Source organism: Bacillus manliponensis (assembly GCF_000712595.1).
GTDB classification, from domain to species: Bacteria; Bacillota; Bacilli; order Bacillales; family Bacillaceae_G; genus Bacillus_A; species Bacillus_A manliponensis.
Map to the genome: position 1 here is coordinate 1 of NZ_JOTN01000023.1, position 23,296 is coordinate 23,296.

The window sequence follows — 23,296 nt, forward strand, 5'->3', positions numbered from 1 at the left end:
CTCATTTGGCGACTTCCTTATGTTAACATCTTAGTTATTTAATGTCAACCAAGTTTTTTTCTTTTTTCGCTTGATGTATTTGTTCATCAGCGACGAGATTTAATTTACCATATATTAAATACTATCGTCAATACCTTTTTAATAAAAAACTCGTTTTCTTACATAACGTATACACTCTTCATGATTTGCAATCTTCGTAAACAAAGTAAACACAATCTTATAACGCTCTTCCATTGTTTTTTTCACAACATCATGAATACGATCATCTGTAAAATCAAATAGCAATTCATCTAGTTCACGTTTTAATATATACTCCATTTCTTTCATTTCTTTTTTCGTAACTAATAATCCTATCATTCATCCACCTCTATATTTTAGGAACTATGTTTTCTGCTATCGTGGCATTTCTTTTCTCTCATTCATTATATCCTTTTCCTATAATGTTAATCGTTCAGTTCTCTTTTCTCCTATTTATGCATATAAGTAACTGAAAAGAATTGGACAAAGGGGGGATATCACATTGTTCTTCTCCGTAACAGATAAACATAAGTTGAAACAATTAAGCTTAATTATCTTACTTTCTCTATTTACAGCTTGGTTTTTATTTTTACAAACCTATTCTCACCAATCTACCTTTTCAACAAAAACCGGTCCGAAAGTAATTTACAAAGGGGAAGATTCCTCAAAACAAGTCTCATTAACTTTTGATATTAGTTGGGGGGATAGAAAAGCACTACCTATACTAAATACACTAAAAGAAAATAACATTAAAAACGCTACATTTTTCCTCTCCGCTGCTTGGGCAGAAAGACACCCTGATATTGTCGAAAGAATTGTAAAAGATGGACATGAAATTGGAAGTATGGGCTACAACTATAAAGACTATACTTCACTAGAGGCAAATGAGATTCGAAAAGATCTTCTTCAAGCGCAGGATGTTTTCAAAAAACTTGGCATAAAAGAGATACAACTACTACGCCCTCCAAATGGTAATTTTAATAAAACAGTCTTAAAAATTGCAGATTCTCTTGGGTATACTGTTGTTCATTGGAGCAACAATTCACATGATTGGAAAAATCCTGGAGTCAATAAAATTATAACAAACATTTCTGATAACCTTCGAGGTGGGGATATTATTTTACTCCATGCTTCTGATTCAGCTTTACAGACAAATAAGGCATTACCGCTCCTTCTTCAAAAACTAGAAAATGAGAAATATGAACATGTTTCTGTTTCACAACTTATCGCAAATACAAAATCAAATAGTAAAGATGTAGATTAAAAAAGCCGATGCTTAAGCATCGGCTTTTTTTGTCCCAACTAAACGATGTAATACTAACATTTGATATGTATTACATATTAATAACGGTATAACCATTAAGTATAACCAATCTGTATCGTTAATACGTAACGCTGGTACCCACTCAACAATCGTTACAACTACCATAAAGAAAAGGGCTGGAATGAAGGCACCTTTATTCGTCTCTTTACTTTTGATATACGCAACGATAATACCAAACATAAATACAGCTGCTGCCATGAAAATGTTATTCCAAACAAATTCACTCCCATTTTCAATTAATACAGACCGTAAATAGACAAAATCAAACAAAACAAAAATAATAAAAAATACTTGTACCATATTCCATAATCTAGCTGATTTAAACATCCCTAACCCGAAACGATGAACGGTCAAATATGCAAAGAAGCCCATTTGGCTAATTACACTAAAAATAAAACCTACACCAAGAAACCAGAAGGAAACCATTAAAATTTCCATTCCGTCAAAATCTTTAAAAAATTTACCGTATTTGTCCCACCCTAAAACGAACCCAATAAAAACCGTGCTGCTTCCTCCAAGAAGTAAAGTCGTCAAAAATAGATGTACCCATTTTCGGCTATTCACAACACATCCCCCATTATCTATATATTTCCTAATTAAATTGTAACAACGACAATTTTAAAAAGCTACCCATGAAAATGTATAAATTCCCTCAAGATATTTATATTAAAAAGGAGAAACGCTTGAAAGGAGCCCTGATTCATGAAACGGATTCTGCTCATTTTGGTCTCTTCCATCCTCTTTATATCTATAACCGCATGTGCACAAGAAAAAGAAGCGAAATCCGAGCTCGACTATGACCAAACAAAGAAAATGATTGTCGATATTTTAAAGACCGATCAAGGTAAAAAAGCAATCCAAGATGTATTAACAGATGAAAAAATGAAACAAGCTCTTATATTAGATGAAGCAGTCGTAAAAAAAACGATTGAAGATACAATGGTATCCGAAAAGGGCCAACAACTTTGGGAAAAATTATTTCAAGACCCAAAATTCGCTGCAAACTTTGCAAAGAGTATGCAAAAAGAACAAGCCAACTTAATGAAATCTTTATTAAAAGACCCTGATTATCAAGCCGGAGTCATGGAGATTATGAAAAATCCTGAAGTTGAAAAGCTAATGCTACAAACAATGAAAAGCAAAGAATACCGTCAACATTTGCAACAAGTATTAGCTGATACTGCTCAAAACCCACTTTTCCAAGCGAAAATGATTGAGGAAATTAGTAAAAATATCGGAAAGTCTGAAAAGAGTGGCGGTAAAGACGAACAAAAAAGTGAACAAAAATAAACCTCTCTAGAGAGGTTTATTTTTGTACTGCTTCTATTCTTTCAATTATTCGTTCTGCAATTTTACTATAAATGACACCCGTTTGATGTGTTTCCTCATACACAGATGGCGCAAAGTCTTCTTCGTTCCAATCTGGTTGCTGCAGTGGAATACGCCCTAAAACTGTCGTTTGCAATTCCTCCGCCAATTTATCGCCTCCACCTTTTCCAAACACATACTCTTTTTCACCGGTTACTTTACTTTCAAAATAAGCCATGTTTTCCACAACACCGATAACTTCGTGTTCTGTACGCAATGCCATTGCACCAGCTCTTGCCGCTACAAAAGCAGCTGTTGGATGCGGTGTTGTAATAATGATTTCTTTACAAGCCGGAAGCATCGAATGTACGTCTAATGCTACATCTCCTGTTCCTGGTGGTAAATCTAATACTAAGTAATCTAAATCTCCCCACTCTACTTCTGTAAAGAAATGATTTAACATTTTTCCAAGCATTGGTCCACGCCAAATGACAGGAGCATTGTCTTCTACGAAAAAGCCCATTGAAATAACTTTTACTCCAAAACGCTCTACTGGAATAATCTTATCGCCACGTACAATTGGACGTTTCTCAATTCCCATCATATCCGGCACACTAAATCCATATATATCAGCATCAACAATCCCTACTTTTTTCCCTAGACGCGCAAGAGATATAGCAAGGTTAACAGATACTGTTGACTTTCCAACGCCACCTTTACCACTTGCTACCGCTAAAAATGTTGTTTTTGAATTTGGTGCTAATAAAGACTCACTCTGCACTTCCTCCTCTTGTGGAGCAAGTATAGCAAGCTCTTCTTCAGTAAACTCCGTAAATCTTAAACCAACTGTCGCTGCTCCAAGCTCCTTAACAAGCTTTACAATATTTGTTTGCAGTTGCATTTGTTCAGCTGTTCCTGTTTTTACAATCGCTACTTTCACACTTACATGCTGCTTGTCTTCCTTTACTGTTACTTCTTTAATCGCATTTGTTTCTTGTAATGTTTTATGTAGAAACGGATCAGTAATCCCTTCAAGTACTCCCACTACTTGTTCTTTCGTTATCATAATCAGCCCATCCCCCTGTACGAAATTAAAATGATATGAATTGGGTTCTTATTCACATGTCATTGTTAACCTAAAATAAATGCGTTTTCATTCTCAGTATATCATATTTTCGGAAAACTTCGTTAACAGAAGGAACTCCCCCTTATTCTGGAGGAGTTCCTTCTTCTGTGAAATATCGTAATATCCCACGATATATAGCTGCTGCTACTTTTTGCTGGTATTTTTCTGAATTTAGCAAGTAGCGCTCATTTACATTTGATAAAAAACCAGCTTCAATCAATACGCCTGGAGGTTTTGCATGCTTTAATAAATATACATGTGAAATTGTTTTTGCTGAACGGTTCGTATTTTCTAAGCTCGTACGAAGCTCTGCTTGAATAAATTTCGCCGCACGTTCATTCTCGCCTAACGAACGATAATAAAATGTTTGAGCGCCTCGAGAATTTCCTTTCGGCAACGCATTAAGGTGAATACTCGCAAAAAAATCTGTTTCTGAATCATTAACAATTTGGACGCGTTTTTTTAAATCTTCTACCTTCCGACGACTATATCCCTTCGTATCTTTATTTGCTAAATCATAATCGCCATCTCTCGTTAAAATAACAAGAGCACCTTGTTCTTGCAAATAGTCACGTACTTTTTTTGTAATTTCAAGTGTAATATCTTTTTCCACAATATCTTTACCACCAACCGCTCCTCCATCTGGGCCGCCATGTCCAGCATCTAAAACAATCACCTTCCCGGATAACGGTAAATTCCAAGCGCGCCATGAGTCTGTAATTTGAAATTCTTCTTTTATAAGGAAAAAAAATACAACTACCGCTAACAAAAACGAGATAATCCGAATCCTTTTCATAACTTTCCTCCTCCAGCTAGTCCCTCTACTTACTTATATGGGACAAGAGGAAAGTTTATGATTTTCTTTAGTGAAGCTTTAGACGATATCTTCTCTCACCTTTTTCGTACCCTTCCTGCCACCAGGCACTAATAAAACGTTGACATGATTCATATAACTTTTCTTCTTTACTTGTGTCATTTAAAAATGGCATGCTTGTCAAAAAATGAAACAGTAATTCTGTTAATTGAAACTCTTCTTGGGAAGATCTGCTTTTCACATCTATAAAAGATTCTCCATAATACCCAAATTTACTATAACGTGCTCCGAGCAAATAGGATTCAATCCCAAGTTCAATACAATAATCTTCATGTTGGCAATGGAAGGTATCCATCGAAAAAGAATTACGTATATTTTCTCTTAATGTTTTTAATGATAATTCACGTAACATTTTACGTTCATATTTAATCTGTTTTTCTTTTTGTTTTTCTTTTAGGCTAACAATGACATTCATAGTACTTAAACCTCCCTATGTACGTATTAGTCTAAACTTCTAAATCGGAAGCATACGCAAGAAGGTAGCACTAAAATATTCCAAAGAAGAGGGAAATATGAGAAGAAATTCAAAAAAGAAGAAATAAAAAAACCCCAGCCAATAGACTGAGGTTTTTGTTCGCAAAAATTAACGTTTTGAGAACTGAGGTGCACGACGTGCGCCTTTAAGACCGTATTTTTTACGCTCTTTCATACGTGCGTCACGAGTTAATAGACCAGCACGTTTTAGAGTTAAACGGTATTCTGGGTCTGCTTTTAGTAAAGCACGAGCGATACCGTGACGGATTGCACCAGCTTGACCAGTGTATCCACCACCATTTACGTTTACAAGTACATCGTAGTTACCTAAAGTTTCTGTTGCAACTAGAGGTTGTTTCACTACTTCACGTAATGCAGCAAATGGGATATAGTTTTCAAAATCACGACCGTTAATGATAACGCGTCCTTCGCCTGGAACTAGGCGAACGCGTGCTACTGAACTCTTACGACGTCCAGTACCATAGTATTGAACCTGTGCCAAAGTAAGCCCTCCTTTAAATGATTATCCGCGAAGTTCGTAAACTTCTGGTTTTTGTGCTTGATGTGGATGCTCAGATCCAGCATACACGTTTAATTTCTTAGACATTTGACGTCCTAAACGTCCTTTTGGAAGCATGCCTTTAATAGCAAGCTCTAACATTTGTACAGGGTAGTTTGTACGCATTTCTAGAGCTGTTCTTTGCTTAAGTCCACCTGGGTGGTTAGTGTGACGGTAGTAAATTTTATCGTTTAATTTATTACCTGTTAAATGAATTTTCTCAGCGTTAATAATAATTACATGATCACCCGTGTCAACGTGTGGTGTAAATGTTGGTTTGTTTTTACCACGTAAAATGGATGCTACTTCAGTAGAAAGGCGGCCTAAAGTTTTACCTTCAGCGTCAACCACATACCATTTACGCTCAACTTCGTTAGCTTTTGCCATAAAAGTCGTACGCATTTGTTTCCCTCCTAATCATTATCTTTTCTATAAGAAAAAATCTATTGTTTATTCTTAAACACGATTTCCTTCCGGGGCTAATCGCGGTTTTAGAAACAATACCATATGTTATGATACCTTTCTGGGAATCTAATGTCAAGCAAATGTTACACCAGGATTAGTTGTTATAGTTTACCTCCCATAAATAAAGGCCATGACCTGGTACCATCTTCCCAGCAAAGCGGCGATCCATCTTTTGTAAAATCTCTGGAATACTGTCTGGATCTATCTTCCCTTGCCCTACGCTAAGTAGCGTTCCAACAAGAATTCGGACCATATTATATAAAAAACCATTCCCGACAAAACGGAAAATAATTTCATCACCTTGTTCGATTAGTTCAATTTCATAAATTGTGCGCACTTTATCTTTTTTGTCAGTTTTTGCCGAACAAAAAGAAGTAAAATCATGTGTTCCAATTAAATAAGGAATTGCTTTTTGAACAAGTTGTATATCAAGTGGGTAACCATACTGATATGCGTAGTTTCTCCGGAATACATCCGCTATTTTTGATACATGTACACGATAGCGATATTCCTTTTTCACTACGCCATATCTTGCATGAAAGTCCTCTGTTTTCTTTTCTACTTGTACAATAATGACATCATCTGGTAAAAGTGTATTCAGAGCGTTCCCCCATTGCCTTTCATCGAGCGACAATGGTGTATCAAAATGAATAACTTGTCCTTTGGCATGAACGGTAGAATCCGTTCTTCCAGATGCCTGTATACGCACTTGCTCTCCTTTATGAAGCTTTTGGAGTGCTTTTTCTATCTCTTGCTGCACGGTGCGATGCTGAGGCTGGATTTGAAACCCACAAAAGCCCATACCATCGTATGCAACTGTACATTTTATTCTTTCCATTTTTCTATTCTCCATTATGACCGCACCCATACTAAAATACACACTAAACAACCTAAACTGATTATCGTGAGCGTATCAAGCATTTTCCATTGAAGCTGTCTAAACTTTGTACGCCCTTCACCACTTTGATATCCTCGCGCTTCCATTGCAATTGCTAAGTCCTCAGCACGCTTAAACGCACTAATAAAAAGTGGAACAAGCAACGATATAATTGCCTTTACACGTTCTTTTAATGGCCCGCCAGCGAAATCAATCCCTCGAGAAGCTTGTGCTTTCATAATTTTACTTGTCTCTTCCATTAAGGTAGGGATAAAACGAAGTGAAATGGACATCATTAATGCAATTTCATGGACGGGTACTTTTATACTCTTTAAAGGATGTAACAACGTCTCCATTCCATCGGTAATTTCAATTGGTGTTGTCGTTAATGTTAGTAACGTCGTCATAAAAATAATAACTAAAAAACGTACGGAAATATAAATTCCTTGCTGCAATCCTTTTTCATAAATTGAAAACCAGCCTAATTCAAGTAACACTTCTCCTTCTTTTGTTGTGAAAATATGGAGGAAAAACGTGAACAGAAATATCCAAAGAACTGGCTTCAATCCGGAAATAACATACCGGATCGGCACTTTTGCAAGAAACAAAGCAATAAGAGCATATAAAAATAAAATCCCGTATGAAATTGCATTGTTTGCTAAAAATACAACAAATACATATAAAAAAACGATTAACAGCTTTGTACGAGGGTCCAATTTATGGATTATCGATTGTCCCGGGATGTATCTTCCAATAATCAACTGTTGCATCGTTAGCGCCCACCTTTTCGTAACACTTTTTCGATTTCTTCTGTAAGCTCTTCTAGAGATAAGGTGGCTTTAGGAATTGAAATACCAAATTTCTTCTCAATTGCATGTTTATACTGGAGTGACATTGGGAGTGCGACACCAATTTGCTCTAATTTTTCCGTATGCGAAAATACTTCCTCTGATGTTCCTTGCAAAAGGACCGTTCCTTTATGCATCACGACAATTTGATCCGCATACTTTGCAGCAACCTCCATATCATGGGTAACAAGAATAACAGTAAGTCCTTTTTCTTTATGAAGGCGATAGAACATTTCCATAAGCTCATGCTGACCTTTTGGATCCAATCCTGCTGTTGGCTCATCTAATACGAGTACATCGGGTTCCATTGCAAGTACACCAGCTATGGCCACACGTCTCATTTGTCCCCCACTCAACTCAAATGGAGAGCGCTCTAACAACTCTTCATCTAACCCTACTAGTCGGACTGCATCTTTTGCTTTTTGCTTTGCTTCTTCTTCTGATACTCCGAAGTTTAAAGGGCCAAAGCAAATATCTTTTTCAACTGTTTCTTCAAATAGTTGATGTTCTGGAAATTGAAAAACAACCCCTACTTTTTTTCGAAGAGGCTTTAATTTTTTTTCTTTCTTCTTAGCAGAAATCGTATAATCACCAATTTGTACTGTTCCGCTTGTTGGCTGCAATAATCCATTTAAATGTTGAATCATCGTAGACTTTCCTGAACCAGTATGCCCAATAATAGCATAATACCCGCCACTTGAGAAAGAAAGATTCACATCATATAAAGCTCGCCTTTCAAATGGGGTTTTATATTGATAACGATGTTCTACTGTTTGGAATGTAATCTCCAAAGTTCGTTCACCAAACTTTCCATTGTAAGATGCGTTGTTTGTAAAGGAATGTCATTTCTTTTTAATAATTCTGCTATTTTCACTGAAAATGGTACATCCAGACCAATTTGTTGAAGCATATGTGGTGAGCGAAAAATATGCTCTGGTGTTCCTTCTTTTAGAATTTCACCTTGATTTAAAATAATAACACGATCTGACTGTGCGGCCTCTTCTAAATCATGCGTAATTGAAAGTACTGTTATCCCCTTTGTTGTAACTAGTTCTTTAACAGTTTCTATTACTTCGCGTCGCCCCTGTGGATCTAACATAGATGTTGCCTCATCTAAAATTAAAATAGATGGCTGAAGTGCTAAAACTCCTGCAATTGCAACGCGCTGCTTTTGTCCCCCTGACAACGTATGTGGCTCGGCATTTTGAAACTCTTCCATCCGCACAAGACGCAATGCCTTATCCATTCGCTCTATCATTTCTTCACGTGGCACGCCAATGTTCTCCAGTCCAAAAGCAACATCGTCTTGTACCGTCGTACCGACAAATTGATTATCAGGATTTTGAAATACCATTCCGATTTGTTTTCGGATATCCCATACCGTTTCTTCAGACAAAACTGTCTCATTATTTACAGTAATCGTTCCTACTTCTGATAAAAACAAACCGTTTAATAACTTTGCTAACGTAGATTTCCCTGATCCATTCTGTCCAATAACAGACACCCATTCTCCCTCATATAAGGAAAATGAGACATCTTGCAAGGCATAAGAATTAGCTCCAGGGTATTGAAACGATATGTTTTTCACACTGAGTTTCTCTCTCTTCACTTCAATCACCCTTTTATATAATCGAATCAAGTACTTATATTTCCATATTTAAAAAAAAAGGGCCATGACCAGTTACTTAAAAAGTACTGTCCTGCCCTTTTGTTATAATTATACTAACTCGATAATTACCATTGGTGCAGCGTCACCGCGACGTGGACCAATTTTCGCAATACGAGTGTATCCGCCTTGACGCTCAGCGTAGCGTGGAGCTACATCAGCGAATAACTTTTGTAATGCATCTTGACCAGTCTCAGCATTAGCAACCTCATTACGAATGAATGCTGCAGCTTGACGACGAGCATGAAGATCTCCGCGTTTACCTAAAGTGATCATTTTTTCCACTACAGAACGAAGTTCTTTTGCACGAGTCTCTGTCGTTTGGATGCGCTCGTTGATAATTAAATCAGTAGCTAAGTCACGTAACATAGCTTTACGTTGCGCACTTGTACGGCCTAATTTTCTGTATGCCATTCGTAGTTCCCTCCTTTGTTGGTAATTCTAAAATCCTCAGTCGTCTTTACGTAAGCCTAAACCTAGTTCTTCTAGTTTATGCTTTACTTCTTCTAAGGATTTACGTCCTAAGTTACGAACCTTCATCATATCTTCTTCTGTCTTGTTCGCAAGCTCTTGTACAGTATTAATACCTGCACGTTTTAGGCAGTTGTAAGAGCGAACAGAAAGATCAAGCTCTTCGATAGTCATCTCAAGAACTTTTTCTTTTTGATCTTCTTCTTTTTCAACCATGATCTCAGCATTTTGAGCTTCATCAGTTAAACCAACGAAGATGTTTAAATGCTCCGTTAAGATCTTTGCACCTAAAGAGATAGCTTCTTTTGGCCCGATGCTTCCATCCGTCCAAACATCAAGCGTAAGTTTATCATAATTCGCAACTTGTCCGACACGTGTCTTTTCCACTTGGTAAGTCACACGTGATACTGGAGTATAAATAGAGTCAATAGGAATTACTCCTATTGGTTGATCTTCGCTTTTATTTGCATCAGCTGGCGTATACCCACGGCCACGCTTTGCAGTTAAACGCACGCGGAAATGCGCATCCTTTGCTAACGTTGCAATGTATAAATCTGGATTTAAGATTTCAACATCACTATCGTGAGTAATATCAGCAGCTGTGACAACACCTTCGCCCTGTACATCGATTTCGAGCGTCTTCTCTTCATCAGAGTAGATTTTAAGAGCTAACTTTTTCAAGTTTAAGATGATAGTTGTAACATCTTCTACTACGCCCTCAACTGTCGAAAATTCGTGTAAAACGCCATCGATATGGATAGCAGTTACAGCGGCACCAGGGAGTGAGGATAACAGGATACGACGTAAGGAGTTACCCAAAGTAGTTCCATATCCACGCTCAAGCGGTTCAATCACGAATTTACCATACTTGGCATCTTCGTTAAGTTCAACCGTTTCGATTTTCGGTTTTTCAATCTCAATCATTAACTAAACCCTCCTTCAAAACGTCGAAACCTCGGTTAGACACAGGAAAACACCTTTGTCTAACCGAAAGTCCCCCTTAGGCAGTTCCCGATTGTGCACAACAAGCGATGTTTCTGTACGAAATTTCTCGATAATGCATCATATCCATTATAGACAATAGGGAAAAATCTATACAGAAAAATTACACACGACGACGTTTTGGCGGACGACATCCATTATGAGGTACTGGAGTAACATCTTTAATTGCTGTTACGTCTAGACCTGCAGCTTGAAGTGCACGAATTGCAGCTTCACGACCAGCACCAGGACCTTTAACAGTAACCTCTAAAGTTTTTAAACCGTGCTCCATAGCTGTTTTTGCAGCTGTTTCAGCAGCCATTTGTGCAGCGAATGGAGTAGATTTACGAGATCCACGGAAACCAAGAGCACCAGCACTTGACCAAGAAAGTGCGTTACCATGAGTATCTGTAAGTGTTACAATTGTGTTGTTGAAAGTAGAACGAATATGAGCGATACCAGCTTCAATATTCTTTTTCACACGTTTTTTACGAGTGTTTGTTTTACGTGCCATAACTAGTTCAACCTCCTTTACTTAATTATTTCTTTTTGTTTGCTACTGTACGACGTGGACCTTTACGTGTACGAGCATTGTTTTTAGAGTTTTGACCACGAACTGGTAAACCACGACGGTGACGAAGACCACGGTAAGAACCGATCTCCATTAGACGCTTAATGTTAAGAGAAACTTCACGACGAAGGTCACCCTCAACTTTAATGCGGTCGATAACGTCACGGATACGACCTAATTCGTCTTCCGTTAAATCACGAACACGAGTATTTTCAGAAACTCCAGCCTCAGCTAGAACTTTTTCAGCAGTTGTACGACCAATGCCGAATACATAAGTTAAAGAAATAACAACGCGTTTGTCACGAGGAATATCTACACCTGCAATACGTGCCATTCCGAATACACCTCCTTCAGATTAACCTTGTTTTTGTTTATGTTTAGGGTTTTCACAAATAACCATTACTTTTCCACGTCTACGAATAACTTTACATTTTTCGCAGATCGGCTTAACTGACGGTCTTACTTTCATGTCTCGAACCTCCTTAAAGATTACGGAGTGCTATATTATTTAAAACGGTACGTAATACGACCACGATTTAAATCGTACGGAGATAATTCTACCGTAACTTTGTCTCCTGGTAAAATACGAATGAAGTTCATACGGATTTTACCAGAAACGTGAGCCAATACGACATGCCCATTCTCTAATTCTACTTTGAACATAGCATTTGGCAACGTTTCAAGAACGGTACCTTCGACTTCAATTACATCATCTTTAGCCATTCAAATGTTCTCCCTTCTTCAAATCAGTAACGTTTGACACTGTTCTGAAATCCCGGAGAGCTGCTACTTATAAAGTGGTAAGGATTTCGTATCCTGCTTCTGTAAGAGCAATCGTGTGTTCAAAGTGAGCACACCATTTACCATCTACCGTTACCACTGTCCAGTCATCAGATAGTGTTTTAACATATCGTCTTCCTTGGTTCACCATCGGCTCAACACAAATCACCATTCCCGGCTTTAATCTAGGGCCTTTATTCGGTGGACCATAGTGCGGGATTTGAGGGTCTTCATGTAAGTTTTGCCCGATTCCATGACCAACATACTCCCTAACGATCGAGAATCCCTCTCCTTCTACATACGTTTCAATCGCATGAGAAAGGTTAGATAATCTTTCGCCTGGTTTTACTTGTTCTAGACCAAGATACAACGATTTTTCTGTGACATCAAGTAGCTTTTGAACAGATTCTGAAATGTTTCCTACTGGATACGTCCATGCAGAATCTCCATGATATCCATTATATTTCGCACCAATGTCGATACTTATAATATCGCCTTCTTGGAGCTTGCGCTTTCCTGGAATCCCATGTACGAGCTCTTCATTTACAGAAGCACAGATGCTTCCCGGAAATCCATTGTATCCTTTAAAAGATGGTGTAGCACCATACTTTCGAATCATCTTTTCCGCTATTTGATCGAGCTCTTTCGTTGTAATTCCTGGGGCAATATGCTTCTTCAACTCTTGATGAGTTAAAGCAACAATCTTGCCAGCTTCTCGCATAATTTCTATTTCGCGAGGAGTTTTGCAAATGATCATTACGCTAAGCCTCCGATGAGAACATCGATATCAGTAAATACTTTCTCGATATGTTGCTCACCATTAATGTTTTTCAAGTAACCTAGCTCTTCGTAGAAATCAAGCAATGGCTTTGTTTGCTTAATATTCACTTCTAGACGATTTGCTACTGTTTCCTCGTTATCATCTGAACGCTGATACAGTTCGCCACCACATTTATCGCACACGCCCTCTTTCGCTGACGGATTGAATTCTAAGTGGTAAGTTGAACCGCAATCTTTACAGATACGACGACCTGTAAGACGCTTCAGTAAAAGTCCAGAATCAACATTAATGTTTAACACGTAGTTGATCTGTTTACCAAGATCTTTCATGATCTCTTCAAGAGCAGATGCCTGTGCAACTGTTCGTGGGAAACCGTCTAATAAGAAGCCTTTTACACAGTCTTCTTGGCTTAAACGTTCACGAACGATTCCGATTGTTACTTCATCTGGAACAAGTGCACCTTTATCAATAAAAGATTTTGCTTGTAAACCAAGTTCAGTCTCATCTTTCATTGCTGCACGGAACATATCTCCTGTTGAGATGTGAGGGATGTTATACTTGGCTACAATTTGTTCGGCCTGTGTGCCTTTACCAGCACCAGGAAGCCCCATTAAAATTAAGTTCATCGGTATTCCCCCCTCATGTCATGAATGAGCGTGGAGGGAAGATTTCTCTTCCCAACAAACTCACTGTTTGATAAATCCTTTGTAATGACGTTTCACTAACTGACTCTCAAGTTGTTTCATTGTCTCCAATGCAACACCGACAACAATCAGTAAGCTCGTTCCGCCAATTTGCGCTGACTGTGGCAGATTTGCAATTTCGATAAAGACTACCGGTAAGATTGCAATTAATGCCAGGAAGATCGCACCTACAAAGGTCAAACGATACAAGATTGTAGTTAGATATTGTTCTGTATTCTTACCCGGACGAATACCTGGAACATATCCACCTTGTTTACTTAAATTCTCTGCCATTTGTTCAGGATTCACCTGTACAAACGCATAGAAATAAGTGAATGCTACAATAAGTGCAACATATATTGTCATACCCACAGGGTGAGTATAATTGAAGTTAGTAATAATCCACTCTGCGACTTTGTTACCTGAGAAGAACTGCGCAATTAGCGGGGGCGTCATCAAGAATGAAACAGCAAAAATTACTGGAATAACACCCGCACTATTTACCTTAAGTGGTAAGTGCGTATTTTGTGCTCCAGTATGACCACTATTTCCTCCTGTTACGCGCTTTGCGTATTGAATTGGGATCTTACGCACCGCTTGTTGAATGTAAATAACACCAACAACCATCGCTAAAATAGCAAGTAAAATCAATACAATTTTAACAATGCTGATAAACAATTGGTCTCCCACATTCTGGAACTGCTGAGCATACACTTGATTTATAATATTTGGGATAGCTGCGGCAATACCTGCAAAAATCAAAATAGAAATACCGTTTCCTACTCCTTTTGCGGTAATTTGCTCACCTAACCACATTAAGAATGCAGTACCAGCAGTAAGCACCGTAGCAATATATAAATAAGTTGACCAGCCAGGATCCACAATTAATTGTCCATTTGCCATATTGTTAAATCCGATTGACATCCCGATAGCTTGAATAAACGCAAGAACAATCGTGAAGTAACGAGTAAATTGAGCTAACTTTCGACGGCCCATTTCACCCTGCTTTGACCATTCCGTAAACTTAGGAACAACATCCATCTGCAATAATTGCACAATGATGGATGCTGTAATGTACGGCATGATTCCCATCGCAAAGATAGAGAAGTTTTGCAAAGCTCCTCCGCCGAATGTATTCAAAATACCTAGTACATTCAACTGGTCTTGCGCTTTCAGCATATCTGCGTTCGTATGTGGTACTGGGATAAATGTACCAATACGAAACACAATTAACATAGCTAAAGTGAATAATATTTTATTTCTTATCTCAGCAACGCGCATAAAGTTGGAGATTGTACGAAACATTAGATCACCTCAACTGTTCCGCCAGCTGCTTCAATTGCTTCTTTTGCACTTGAAGAGAACTTGTGAGCTTTCACAGTTAATTTTTTCTCAACTGCACCGCTTGCAAGAACTTTAACACCATCATTTAATTTGCTGATAACGCCAGTCTCAAGCAATAATTCAGGTGTTACTTCTGTACCATCTTCAAAACGGTTTAACACTGATAAGTTTACGATAGCAAACTCTTTACGGTTAATGTTTGTGAAGCCGCGTTTTGGTAAACGACGGAATAATGGAGTTTGACCACCTTCAAAGCCAAGACGAACACCGCCGCCAGAACGTGCGTTTTGTCCTTTATGACCTTTACCAGCAGTTTTACCGTTACCAGAACCGATACCACGACCAACACGGTTACGTACTTTACGAGAACCTTCTGCAGGTTTTAATTCATGAAGTTTCATTCCCAGGCACCTCCTTATATTAATGAGTTATCATTAAGCTTCTTTTACAGTTACAAGGTGAGAAACTTTGTTGATCATACCGCGAATAGCAGGAGTTTCTTCCTTAACTACAGTTGAATTCAACTTTTTAAGACCTAAAGCTTCTACAGTCGCGCGTTGATCTTGCGGACGACCAATTACACTACGAGTGAGGGTAATTTCTAACTTTTTCGCCATTTGTTTTCCCTCCTTCTTAACCTAGTAGCTCTTCTACAGATTTACCGCGTAATTTTGCAACATCTTCAGCACGCTTAAGATCTTTTAATCCATTCACAGTAGCACGGATCATGTTAATTGGTGTGTTCGTTCCAAGAGATTTCGAAAGAATATCTTGTACACCAGCTAACTCAAGAACCGCACGAACTGGACCACCAGCGATAACTCCAGTACCTTCAGAAGCAGGTTTTAGGAATACTTCACCAGCTCCGAAACGACCGATGATTTCGTGTGGAATTGTAGTACCAACTAATGGTACTTCGATTAAGTTTTTCTTAGCATCTTCGATAGCCTTGCGGATTGCATCTGGTACCTCTTGCGCTTTACCAGTACCGAATCCAACATGACCGTTTTTGTCACCAACTACAACAAGTGCAGCAAAGCGGAAACGACGTCCACCCTTAACAACTTTCGCAACACGGTTGATCGTAACTACACGTTCTTCAAGTTCTAATTTACTTGGGTCAATGCGACGCATTAATTTTCCCTCCTTTGACCATTAAAATTGTAAGCCAGCCTCACGAGCAGCTTCAGCTAGAGCTTTAACACGGCCATGGTATAAGTAACCACCGCGATCAAATACTACTTCTTTAACGCCTTTCTCTACAGCACGCTTTGCAACTAATTCGCCAACTTTTGTAGCAGCTTCAACGTTGCTAGTACCGTTAAGAGCAAGGTCTTTATCAAGAGTAGATCCACTTACTAATGTTACACCGTTTACATCATCAATAACTTGAGCATAAATGTGTTGATTAGAACGGAACACGTTTAAACGTGGACGTTCAGCAGTACCAGTAAGTTTAGCACGTACACGTGCATGTCTTTTCTTACGAGTCGCATTTTTATCAGCTTTAGTGATCATTCTTGTCACTCCTTTCTCTCAGCAATGTTAGCTAGCGAGTTTACTTCGCAGTTTTACCTTCTTTACGACGAACAACTTCGCCTTCGTAACGAATACCTTTGCCTTTATATGGCTCTGGAGCACGTACAGCACGAACGTTTGCAGCGAATTCGCCAACGCGTTGCTTGTCGATACCTTTGATTACGATCTTAGTTGGAGCAGGAACTTCAACCTCAAGACCTGCTTCAGGAGTCATTTCAACTGGGTGAGAGTAACCTACGTTTAAAACAAGTTTGTCACCTTGTTTTTGTGCACGGTAACCAACACCGATTAATTCAAGGTTACGAGTGAAACCTGTAGTTACACCTTCAACCATGTTTCCTAGTAAAGCACGAGTTGTACCGTGTAGTGAACGGTGTTCCTTCTGATCAGAAGGACGCTCTACTGTTAGGATGTTTTCTTCAAGTTTGATAGCCATATCAGCATTAAATGTACGAGTCATTTCACCTTTAGGGCCTTTTACTGTTACAGTGTTATCTTCTGCTACAGTTACAGTAACACCTGCAGGGATTTCAAGAATCTTTTTACCAATACGAGACATGTTGTCACACCTCCGTTCGTTTAAATATTACCAAACGTATGCTACTACTTCTCCACCAGTTTGTAATTGACGAGCGTCTTTGTCTGTCATTACTCCCTTAGATGTAGAAAGAAGAGCGATACCTAATCCGTTAAGTACACGTGGTACTTCATCAGCTTTTGCGTATACGCGTAAGCCAGGTTTACTGATACGTTTTAATCCAGTGATTACACGTTCGTTGTTTACACCATATTTCAGGAAAATACGTAGGATACCTTGTTTGTTATCCTCAATGTATTCTACATCACGAATGAAACCTTCACGTTTTAAAAGTTCAGCGATCTCTTTTTTGATTTTAGAAGCAGGAACTTCTAATTTCTCATGACGTACCATGTTCGCATTACGGATGCGAGTAAGCATATCTGCAATTGGATCTGTCATCACCATGTGTTTTACCTCCTTCCCATTTGTGGGTTTTACCAACTAGCTTTTTTAACACCAGGAATTTGACCTTTATATGCAAGTTCACGGAAACAAATACGGCAAAGTTTAAATTTGCGGTATACAGAATGCGGACGACCGCAGCGCTCGCAACGTGTATACTCTTGTACTTTAAACTTAGGAGTACGCTTTTGTTTCGCAATCATAGATTTTTTAGCCACGTTTTCGCCTCCTCTACTTAGCGTTGGCTTCCATTATTTTTGGAATGGCATACCGAATTGTGTTAAAAGTTCACGAGATTCCTCGTCAGTTTTCGCTGTAGTAACGATTACGATGTCCATACCGCGGACTTTGTTTACTTTATCATAATCAATCTCAGGGAAAATTAACTGTTCTTTAACACCTAATGTATAGTTACCACGACCATCGAAAGATTTCTTAGATACACCACGGAAATCACGTACACGTGGTAAAGAAACAGATACTAATTTGTCGAAGAACTCATACATTTGCTCACCGCGTAAAGTAACCTTTGCACCGATTGGCATACCTTCACGAAGACGGAAACCAGCGATAGATTTCTTAGCGCGAGTGATTACAGGTTTTTGACCTGCGATTTGAGTTAATTCTTCTACAGCATTGTCTAATGCTTTAGAGTTAGATACCGCATCACCAACACCAATGTTGATAACGATCTTTTCGATCTTTGGCACCTGCATTACAGATTTATAGTTAAACTTGCTCATTAGAGCAGGAGTAATTTCCTTTTGGAACTTCTCTTTAAGGCGATTCAATGAAGTGACCTCCTTTCTTAAGAAAATTATTTATCTAATAATTCACCAGATTTTTTAGCAATACGAACTTTTTTACCATCTTCCACTTTGAAGCCTACGCGAGTAGGTTCACCAGTTTTCGGATCTAATACCATAACATTAGATACGTGAATTGGTGCTTCTTTCGTGATGATTCCACCTTGTGGATTTAATTGAGATGGCTTAGAGTGCTTCTTGACGATGTTAACACCTTCAACGATAACACGGTTTTCTTTTGGGAAAGCGGAAAGGATAACGCCTTGTTTTCCTTTGTCTTTACCAGTGATTACCTGTACTTTATCACCTTTTTTTACATGCATCTTAATTCGCACCTCCTTAGCAAGGCAATACCTTTAATTATAGAACTTCTGGAGCTAAAGAAACAATCTTCATGAAGTTGCTATCACGTAATTCACGAGCTACTGGTCCGAAGATACGAGTACCACGTGGGCTCTTATCGTCTTTAATGATAACTGCTGCGTTTTCATCAAAACGAATGTAAGAACCATCCGGACGACGAGCACCGCTCTTCGTACGTACTACTACTGCTCTAACAACGTCACCTTTTTTAACAACGCCACCTGGTGTTGCTTGTTTTACCGTAGCAACGATAATATCACCGATGTTAGCATATTTGCGGCCAGAACCACCTAATACTTTAATTGTTAAAAGTTCACGTGCACCAGAGTTGTCAGCAACTTTCAAACGAGATTCTTGTTGGATCATGTTATGAAACCTCCCTTCGGACTTAAAATTCCGATTCGTCTATTTAGATAATAACCGCTTCTTCAACGATTTCAACTAAACGGAAACGCTTAGTAGCAGAAAGCGGGCGAGTTTCCATGATTTTAACGATATCGCCAACTTTTGCTTGGTTTTGCTCATCATGCGCTTTGTACTTCTTAGAATACTTAACGCGCTTTCCGTACAAGGAATGAGTTTTGTAAGTTTCAACTAAAACTGTAATCGTTTTGTCCATTTTGTCAGATACAACACGACCAGTATAAACTTTGCGTTGGTTACGTTCGCTCACTTTGCAAACCTCCCCTCAATTTATCGATTAATTCCGATCTCTCTTTCACGAACTACAGTTTTCATACGAGCAATTGCCTTACGCACTTCACGGATGCGTGTTGGATTCTCTAATTGTCCTGTAGCAAGTTGGAAGCGTAGGTTGAATAACTCTTCCTTTAACGCTTTAACTTTTGTTTCGATTTCGGCAGTGGTTAATTCACGAATATCATTAGTTTTCATTAGATTCACCACCATTTTCTTCACGTTTTACGAATTTACATTTCACAGGTAACTTGTGAGCTGCAAGACGTAATGCTTCGCGTGCTACCTCTTCAGATACACCCGCGATTTCGAACATAATTTTCCCAGGTTTTACTACTGCTACCCAGCCTTCAGGAGCACCTTTACCGGAACCCATTCGAACTTCTAGAGGTTTTGCAGTGTAAGGTTTAGAAGGGAAAATTTTAATCCATACTTTACCGCCACGTTTCATGTAACGAGTCATTGCACGACGAGCTGCCTCGATTTGACGGTTAGTGATCCAAGAAGCCTCTTGAGCTTGAAGACCGAACTCACCGAAAGCTACTTCAGCGCCACCTTTAGCACGACCACGCATTTTACCACGATGCTCTCTACGATATTTTACGCGTTTTGGCATTAACATATTATTTTCCTCCTTCCTCAGAAGCTTTCTTTTTTGTAGGAAGGACTTCTCCACGGTAGATCCATACTTTTACGCCTAACTTACCGTATGTTGTATCAGCTTCAGCTGTTGCATAGTCAATATCAGCGCGAAGTGTATGAAGTGGAACAGTTCCTTCACTGTAAGATTCTGCACGAGCGATATCTGCTCCGCCTAGACGACCAGAAACTTGTGTTTTAATACCTTTAGCGCCCGCACGCATTGCACGTTGGATAACTTGCTTTTGTGCACGACGGAAAGATACACGGTTTTCTAATTGACGAGCGATATTATCCGCTACTAACTTAGCGTCAAGATCAGCTCTCTTAACTTCTAAGATGTTGATGTGTACACGCTTGCCTGTTAATTGGTTAAGAGCTTTACGAAGTGCTTCAACTTCTGTACCACCTTTACCAATTACCATACCAGGTTTTGCAGTGTGGATTGTAACATTTACACGATTTGCTGCACGCTCGATTTCTACTTTAGAAACAGAAGAATCTTTTAAGCGAGCTGCGATGTACTCACGAATTTTGATGTCTTCATGAAGAAATGTAGCGTAATCTTTCTCAGCGAACCAACGAGATTCCCAATCACGAATAACGCCGACACGAAGACCAATTGGATTAACCTTTTGACCCATCGATTATCCCTCCTTCTTTTCTGATACCACAATTGTGATGTGGCTTGTGCGTTTGTTGATTTGGCTTGCACGGCCCATTGCACGTGGACGGAAACGTTTTAACGTTGGACCTTCGTCAACGAAAACTTTCTCAATAACTAAGTTATTGATGTCCATTTCATAGTTATGCTCTGCATTTGCGATTGCAGATTTTAATACCTTCTCTACAACTGGAGAAGCAGTTTTAGGTGTATGGTTAAGGATTGCGATCGCTTCACCAACTTGCTTACCTCGGATTAAGTCTACTACTAAACGAACTTTACGAGGAGCAATACGAACTGTTCTCGCTACTGCTTTAGCTTGCATTGAAGTGCCTCCTCTCATTATCTTCTAGTTTTCTTATCGTCAGCATCATGACCTTTATACGTACGAGTTGGTGCGAATTCACCTAACTTGTGGCCAACCATGTCCTCAGTGATGTATACAGGTACGTGTTTACGACCGTCATATACAGCAATTGTATGACCGATGAACTGAGGGAAGATTGTTGAACGACGAGACCAAGTTTTTACAACTTGCTTTTGCTCAGTTTCAGTTAACTTTTCAATCTTATTCATTAAATGATCATCAACGAATGGTCCTTTTTTTAAGCTACGAGCCATTTTAGGGCCTCCCTTCGTGATTGCCGTACGGTTCTAGAAATGAACCGTACTACAATCCCATTATTTTTTGCGACGACGAACGATGAATTTATCAGACGCTTTGTTTTTCTTACGAGTCTTGAATCCAAGAGTTGGTTTACCCCATGGAGACATTGGAGACTTACGTCCGATTGGTGAACGACCTTCACCACCACCGTGTGGGTGATCAACTGGGTTCATTACAGAACCACGAACAGTTGGGCGTTTACCTAACCAGCGAGAGCGACCTGCTTTACCGATTTTGATAAGTTCATGTTGCTCGTTACCTACTTGACCTACAGTAGCGCGGCAAGTAGCAAGAATTAGACGTACTTCGCCAGAGTTTAAACGTACAAGTACATATTTACCCTCTTTACCAAGTACTTGAGCAGATGTACCAGCAGAACGAACTAATTGTCCGCCACGACCTGGCTTAAGCTCGATGTTGTGAACTACAGTACCAACTGGAATGTTCACTAATGGTAATGCGTTACCGATTTTGATGTCAGCTTCAGCGCCAGACATAATTTCCATACCTACTTCTAAGTTCTTAGGAGCAAGAATGTAACGCTTTTCACCGTCAACGTAGTTAATTAATGCGATATTCGCAGAACGGTTTGGATCGTATTCGATTGTAGCAACGCGTCCTGGAATTCCATCTTTGTTACGTTTGAAGTCGATGATACGGTATTGACGTTTGTGTCCGCCACCTTGATGACGTACAGTGATTTTACCTTGGTTGTTACGACCAGCTTTCTTGCTTAAAGGAGCAAGTAAAGATTTTTCCGGCTTGTCAGTCGTAATTTCAGCAAAATCATTTGTAGTCATGTTACGACGACCGTTAGTCGTTGGATTATACTTTTTGATTCCCATCTCAATTTCCCTCCTTCTTTAGTAAGAATTAAACGCCTTGGAAGATTTCGATTTCTTTGCTGTCTGCAGTAAGTTTAACGATCGCTTTACGGCGACGGTTAGTGAAACCAGCATGACGACCTACGCGCTTAGCTTTTGGCTTGTAGTTCATGATGTTTACTTTCTCTACTTCAACACCAAAGATCGCTTCGATAGCGTCTTTAACTTCTGTTTTATTAGATTTAACGTTCACATCGAACGTGTATTTTTTTTCAGCCATCATTTCCATAGAACGTTCAGTGATAACTGGGCGCTTAATGATATCACGAGGATCTTTCATTATGCAAGCACCTCCTCTACTTTTTCCACTGCCGCTTTTGTCATGATTAGCTTATCATGATGAAGCACGTCTAAAACGTTTACGCCATCAGCAGTGATTACTGTTACTCCAGGAATATTGCGAGCAGATAACTCAACAGCTTCGTTTAAGTCAGCAGTTACGATAAGAGCTTTCTTCTCAACAGATAGACCTTTAAGTACCGCTACCATGTCTTTTGTTTTTGGTGCATTTAACACTAAGTCTTCAAGAACTACAACGTTGCTCTCTACCACTTTTGTTGCTAATGCAGATTTAATAGCTAAGCGACGAACTTTCTTAGGAAGTTTGTAAGCATAGCTTCTTGGTGTAGGTCCGAATACCGTACCACCACCACGCCATTGAGGAGAACGGATAGAGCCTTGACGAGCACGTCCAGTTCCTTTTTGACGCCATGGTTTACGGCCTCCACCGCGTACTTCAGAGCGACCTTTTACTTTATGTGTACCTTGACGTAAAGATGCACGTTGCATCATTACAGCTTCAAAAAGTACAGCTTCATTTGGTTCGATACCGAAAATAGCTTCCGCTAATTCGATTTCACCAACCTGAGAACCAGTTTGGTTATATACAGTAACTTTTGGCATTGG

Annotated in this window: 41 protein-coding genes; 2 read left to right on the top strand and 39 right to left on the bottom strand. The window is 39.1% G+C overall.

The features are described from left to right. Positions 1 to 138: 138 nt before the first annotated feature. Entirely contained in the window at positions 139 to 357 is a 219-nt protein-coding gene (locus BAMA_RS19500; RefSeq protein ID WP_034642553.1) for a hypothetical protein, read from the bottom strand. Positions 358 to 520: 163 nt separating this feature from the next. On the opposite strand from BAMA_RS19500, the gene pdaB reads away from it, so the two are divergent. Then, complete coding sequence (gene pdaB / locus BAMA_RS19505; protein ID WP_034642555.1) at positions 521 to 1,282, top strand: polysaccharide deacetylase family sporulation protein PdaB; 762 nt, start codon at positions 521 to 523, stop codon at positions 1,280 to 1,282. 12 nt (positions 1,283 to 1,294) lie between these two features. On the opposite strand, the gene BAMA_RS19510 is transcribed toward pdaB, so the two are convergent. Then, positions 1,295 to 1,906 carry a KinB-signaling pathway activation protein gene (locus tag BAMA_RS19510; protein WP_034642557.1) on the bottom strand — a complete coding sequence of 204 codons (612 nt, stop codon included), beginning with the start codon at positions 1,904 to 1,906 and terminating at the stop codon, positions 1,295 to 1,297. A 138-nt stretch (positions 1,907 to 2,044) separates the two neighbouring features. Here BAMA_RS19510 and gerD point away from each other — a divergent pair, with 138 nt between their 5' ends. Beyond that, a complete protein-coding gene (gene gerD, locus BAMA_RS19515; RefSeq protein ID WP_034642559.1) occupies positions 2,045 to 2,632 on the top strand; it encodes a spore germination lipoprotein GerD in 588 nt (195 codons plus the stop codon). 16 nt (positions 2,633 to 2,648) lie between these two features. On the opposite strand, the gene BAMA_RS19520 is transcribed toward gerD, so the two are convergent. The 37 genes from BAMA_RS19520 to rplD all read right to left on the bottom strand — a co-directional run bounded on the left by BAMA_RS19520 (position 2,649) and on the right by rplD (position 23,293). Further along, the gene (locus BAMA_RS19520; RefSeq protein WP_034642561.1) at positions 2,649 to 3,716 is read right to left on the bottom strand and encodes an Mrp/NBP35 family ATP-binding protein; all 1,068 of its coding nucleotides are present in this window, start codon (positions 3,714 to 3,716) and stop codon (positions 2,649 to 2,651) included. 142 nt (positions 3,717 to 3,858) lie between these two features. Then, complete coding sequence (cwlD, locus tag BAMA_RS19525; protein WP_034642563.1) at positions 3,859 to 4,572, bottom strand: N-acetylmuramoyl-L-alanine amidase CwlD; 714 nt, start codon at positions 4,570 to 4,572, stop codon at positions 3,859 to 3,861. Positions 4,573 to 4,639: 67 nt separating this feature from the next. Next, a complete protein-coding gene (locus BAMA_RS19530; RefSeq protein ID WP_034642565.1) occupies positions 4,640 to 5,065 on the bottom strand; it encodes a DUF2521 family protein in 426 nt (141 codons plus the stop codon). 168 nt (positions 5,066 to 5,233) lie between these two features. Continuing rightward, complete coding sequence (gene rpsI, locus BAMA_RS19535) at positions 5,234 to 5,626, bottom strand: 30S ribosomal protein S9 (RefSeq protein ID WP_011983273.1); 393 nt, start codon at positions 5,624 to 5,626, stop codon at positions 5,234 to 5,236. A gap of 21 nt (positions 5,627 to 5,647) precedes the next feature. Next, the gene (gene rplM / locus BAMA_RS19540; RefSeq protein ID WP_034642569.1) at positions 5,648 to 6,085 is read right to left on the bottom strand and encodes a 50S ribosomal protein L13; all 438 of its coding nucleotides are present in this window, start codon (positions 6,083 to 6,085) and stop codon (positions 5,648 to 5,650) included. A 157-nt stretch (positions 6,086 to 6,242) separates the two neighbouring features. Further along, entirely contained in the window at positions 6,243 to 6,986 is a 744-nt protein-coding gene (truA, locus tag BAMA_RS19545; RefSeq protein ID WP_034642673.1) for a tRNA pseudouridine(38-40) synthase TruA, read from the bottom strand. 14 nt (positions 6,987 to 7,000) lie between these two features. Continuing rightward, positions 7,001 to 7,795 (bottom strand): energy-coupling factor transporter transmembrane component T family protein, encoded by a 795-nt coding sequence (locus tag BAMA_RS19550; protein ID WP_034642572.1) that lies wholly within the window; start codon positions 7,793 to 7,795, stop codon positions 7,001 to 7,003. Between the two features lie 2 nt (positions 7,796 to 7,797). Further along, a complete protein-coding gene (locus BAMA_RS19555) occupies positions 7,798 to 8,664 on the bottom strand; it encodes an energy-coupling factor ABC transporter ATP-binding protein (RefSeq protein ID WP_034642573.1) in 867 nt (288 codons plus the stop codon). Then, entirely contained in the window at positions 8,640 to 9,482 is an 843-nt protein-coding gene (locus BAMA_RS19560; protein WP_034642574.1) for an energy-coupling factor ABC transporter ATP-binding protein, read from the bottom strand. The genes BAMA_RS19555 and BAMA_RS19560 overlap by 25 nt, the downstream gene beginning before the upstream one ends. Positions 9,483 to 9,590: 108 nt before the next feature. Beyond that, positions 9,591 to 9,953 (bottom strand): 50S ribosomal protein L17, encoded by a 363-nt coding sequence (rplQ, locus tag BAMA_RS19565; RefSeq protein WP_000331490.1) that lies wholly within the window; start codon positions 9,951 to 9,953, stop codon positions 9,591 to 9,593. 36 nt (positions 9,954 to 9,989) lie between these two features. Next, positions 9,990 to 10,934 (bottom strand): DNA-directed RNA polymerase subunit alpha, encoded by a 945-nt coding sequence (locus BAMA_RS19570; protein ID WP_034642575.1) that lies wholly within the window; start codon positions 10,932 to 10,934, stop codon positions 9,990 to 9,992. 181 nt (positions 10,935 to 11,115) lie between these two features. Continuing rightward, positions 11,116 to 11,505 (bottom strand): 30S ribosomal protein S11, encoded by a 390-nt coding sequence (rpsK, locus tag BAMA_RS19575; RefSeq protein WP_034642576.1) that lies wholly within the window; start codon positions 11,503 to 11,505, stop codon positions 11,116 to 11,118. 25 nt (positions 11,506 to 11,530) lie between these two features. Next, on the bottom strand, positions 11,531 to 11,896 hold the full coding sequence (rpsM, locus tag BAMA_RS19580) for a 30S ribosomal protein S13 (protein WP_034642577.1): 366 nt from the start codon (positions 11,894 to 11,896) through the stop codon (positions 11,531 to 11,533). A gap of 21 nt (positions 11,897 to 11,917) precedes the next feature. Then, on the bottom strand, positions 11,918 to 12,031 hold the full coding sequence (rpmJ, locus tag BAMA_RS19585; protein ID WP_000868344.1) for a 50S ribosomal protein L36: 114 nt from the start codon (positions 12,029 to 12,031) through the stop codon (positions 11,918 to 11,920). A 35-nt stretch (positions 12,032 to 12,066) separates the two neighbouring features. Continuing rightward, positions 12,067 to 12,285, bottom strand: coding sequence for a translation initiation factor IF-1 (gene infA / locus BAMA_RS19590; RefSeq protein WP_001029884.1), 219 nt, complete (start codon positions 12,283 to 12,285; stop codon positions 12,067 to 12,069). A 67-nt stretch (positions 12,286 to 12,352) separates the two neighbouring features. Further along, a complete protein-coding gene (gene map / locus BAMA_RS19595; protein ID WP_034642581.1) occupies positions 12,353 to 13,099 on the bottom strand; it encodes a type I methionyl aminopeptidase in 747 nt (248 codons plus the stop codon). Beyond that, complete coding sequence (locus tag BAMA_RS19600; RefSeq protein WP_034642582.1) at positions 13,099 to 13,749, bottom strand: adenylate kinase; 651 nt, start codon at positions 13,747 to 13,749, stop codon at positions 13,099 to 13,101. Before BAMA_RS19600 ends, map begins: the two co-directional genes overlap by 1 nt. Positions 13,750 to 13,809: 60 nt before the next feature. Continuing rightward, positions 13,810 to 15,111, bottom strand: a complete 1,302-nt coding sequence (gene secY / locus BAMA_RS19605) for a preprotein translocase subunit SecY (protein WP_034642584.1) — start codon at positions 15,109 to 15,111, stop codon at positions 13,810 to 13,812. Continuing rightward, positions 15,111 to 15,551 carry a 50S ribosomal protein L15 gene (gene rplO / locus BAMA_RS19610; protein WP_034642585.1) on the bottom strand — a complete coding sequence of 147 codons (441 nt, stop codon included), beginning with the start codon at positions 15,549 to 15,551 and terminating at the stop codon, positions 15,111 to 15,113. The genes secY and rplO overlap by 1 nt, the downstream gene beginning before the upstream one ends. Positions 15,552 to 15,584: 33 nt before the next feature. Further along, positions 15,585 to 15,767, bottom strand: coding sequence for a 50S ribosomal protein L30 (gene rpmD, locus BAMA_RS19615; RefSeq protein ID WP_020062307.1), 183 nt, complete (start codon positions 15,765 to 15,767; stop codon positions 15,585 to 15,587). A 16-nt stretch (positions 15,768 to 15,783) separates the two neighbouring features. Then, positions 15,784 to 16,284: a 30S ribosomal protein S5 gene (gene rpsE, locus BAMA_RS19620; protein WP_034642587.1), complete on the bottom strand. Its 501-nt coding sequence runs from the start codon at positions 16,282 to 16,284 to the stop codon at positions 15,784 to 15,786. 21 nt (positions 16,285 to 16,305) lie between these two features. Beyond that, positions 16,306 to 16,668, bottom strand: a complete 363-nt coding sequence (gene rplR / locus BAMA_RS19625; protein WP_034642588.1) for a 50S ribosomal protein L18 — start codon at positions 16,666 to 16,668, stop codon at positions 16,306 to 16,308. Positions 16,669 to 16,708: 40 nt separating this feature from the next. Next, entirely contained in the window at positions 16,709 to 17,248 is a 540-nt protein-coding gene (gene rplF / locus BAMA_RS19630; RefSeq protein WP_034642590.1) for a 50S ribosomal protein L6, read from the bottom strand. A 27-nt stretch (positions 17,249 to 17,275) separates the two neighbouring features. After that, complete coding sequence (gene rpsH / locus BAMA_RS19635; RefSeq protein WP_034642592.1) at positions 17,276 to 17,674, bottom strand: 30S ribosomal protein S8; 399 nt, start codon at positions 17,672 to 17,674, stop codon at positions 17,276 to 17,278. A gap of 29 nt (positions 17,675 to 17,703) precedes the next feature. Further along, on the bottom strand, positions 17,704 to 17,889 hold the full coding sequence (rpsN, locus tag BAMA_RS19640; protein WP_001085700.1) for a 30S ribosomal protein S14: 186 nt from the start codon (positions 17,887 to 17,889) through the stop codon (positions 17,704 to 17,706). Positions 17,890 to 17,922: 33 nt separating this feature from the next. Then, complete coding sequence (gene rplE, locus BAMA_RS19645) at positions 17,923 to 18,462, bottom strand: 50S ribosomal protein L5 (protein WP_034642594.1); 540 nt, start codon at positions 18,460 to 18,462, stop codon at positions 17,923 to 17,925. 26 nt (positions 18,463 to 18,488) lie between these two features. After that, positions 18,489 to 18,800, bottom strand: a complete 312-nt coding sequence (gene rplX, locus BAMA_RS19650; protein ID WP_034642596.1) for a 50S ribosomal protein L24 — start codon at positions 18,798 to 18,800, stop codon at positions 18,489 to 18,491. A 37-nt stretch (positions 18,801 to 18,837) separates the two neighbouring features. Then, a complete protein-coding gene (rplN, locus tag BAMA_RS19655; protein ID WP_034642597.1) occupies positions 18,838 to 19,206 on the bottom strand; it encodes a 50S ribosomal protein L14 in 369 nt (122 codons plus the stop codon). A 43-nt stretch (positions 19,207 to 19,249) separates the two neighbouring features. Beyond that, complete coding sequence (gene rpsQ, locus BAMA_RS19660) at positions 19,250 to 19,513, bottom strand: 30S ribosomal protein S17 (RefSeq protein ID WP_011983253.1); 264 nt, start codon at positions 19,511 to 19,513, stop codon at positions 19,250 to 19,252. Positions 19,514 to 19,533: 20 nt separating this feature from the next. After that, positions 19,534 to 19,734: a 50S ribosomal protein L29 gene (gene rpmC / locus BAMA_RS19665; protein WP_000855718.1), complete on the bottom strand. Its 201-nt coding sequence runs from the start codon at positions 19,732 to 19,734 to the stop codon at positions 19,534 to 19,536. Continuing rightward, the gene (gene rplP, locus BAMA_RS19670; protein ID WP_034642604.1) at positions 19,724 to 20,158 is read right to left on the bottom strand and encodes a 50S ribosomal protein L16; all 435 of its coding nucleotides are present in this window, start codon (positions 20,156 to 20,158) and stop codon (positions 19,724 to 19,726) included. Before rplP ends, rpmC begins: the two co-directional genes overlap by 11 nt. 1 nt (position 20,159) lies before the next feature. Further along, positions 20,160 to 20,819, bottom strand: coding sequence for a 30S ribosomal protein S3 (gene rpsC, locus BAMA_RS19675; RefSeq protein WP_034642607.1), 660 nt, complete (start codon positions 20,817 to 20,819; stop codon positions 20,160 to 20,162). Between the two features lie 3 nt (positions 20,820 to 20,822). Beyond that, complete coding sequence (rplV, locus tag BAMA_RS19680) at positions 20,823 to 21,164, bottom strand: 50S ribosomal protein L22 (RefSeq protein WP_034642608.1); 342 nt, start codon at positions 21,162 to 21,164, stop codon at positions 20,823 to 20,825. A 17-nt stretch (positions 21,165 to 21,181) separates the two neighbouring features. Continuing rightward, positions 21,182 to 21,460 carry a 30S ribosomal protein S19 gene (gene rpsS / locus BAMA_RS19685; RefSeq protein WP_034642611.1) on the bottom strand — a complete coding sequence of 93 codons (279 nt, stop codon included), beginning with the start codon at positions 21,458 to 21,460 and terminating at the stop codon, positions 21,182 to 21,184. A gap of 60 nt (positions 21,461 to 21,520) precedes the next feature. Then, a complete protein-coding gene (rplB, locus tag BAMA_RS19690; RefSeq protein WP_034642614.1) occupies positions 21,521 to 22,351 on the bottom strand; it encodes a 50S ribosomal protein L2 in 831 nt (276 codons plus the stop codon). A 28-nt stretch (positions 22,352 to 22,379) separates the two neighbouring features. Next, a complete protein-coding gene (gene rplW, locus BAMA_RS19695; RefSeq protein WP_034642616.1) occupies positions 22,380 to 22,670 on the bottom strand; it encodes a 50S ribosomal protein L23 in 291 nt (96 codons plus the stop codon). Then, complete coding sequence (gene rplD / locus BAMA_RS19700; RefSeq protein WP_034642618.1) at positions 22,670 to 23,293, bottom strand: 50S ribosomal protein L4; 624 nt, start codon at positions 23,291 to 23,293, stop codon at positions 22,670 to 22,672. Before rplD ends, rplW begins: the two co-directional genes overlap by 1 nt. Positions 23,294 to 23,296: the final 3 nt, after the last annotated feature.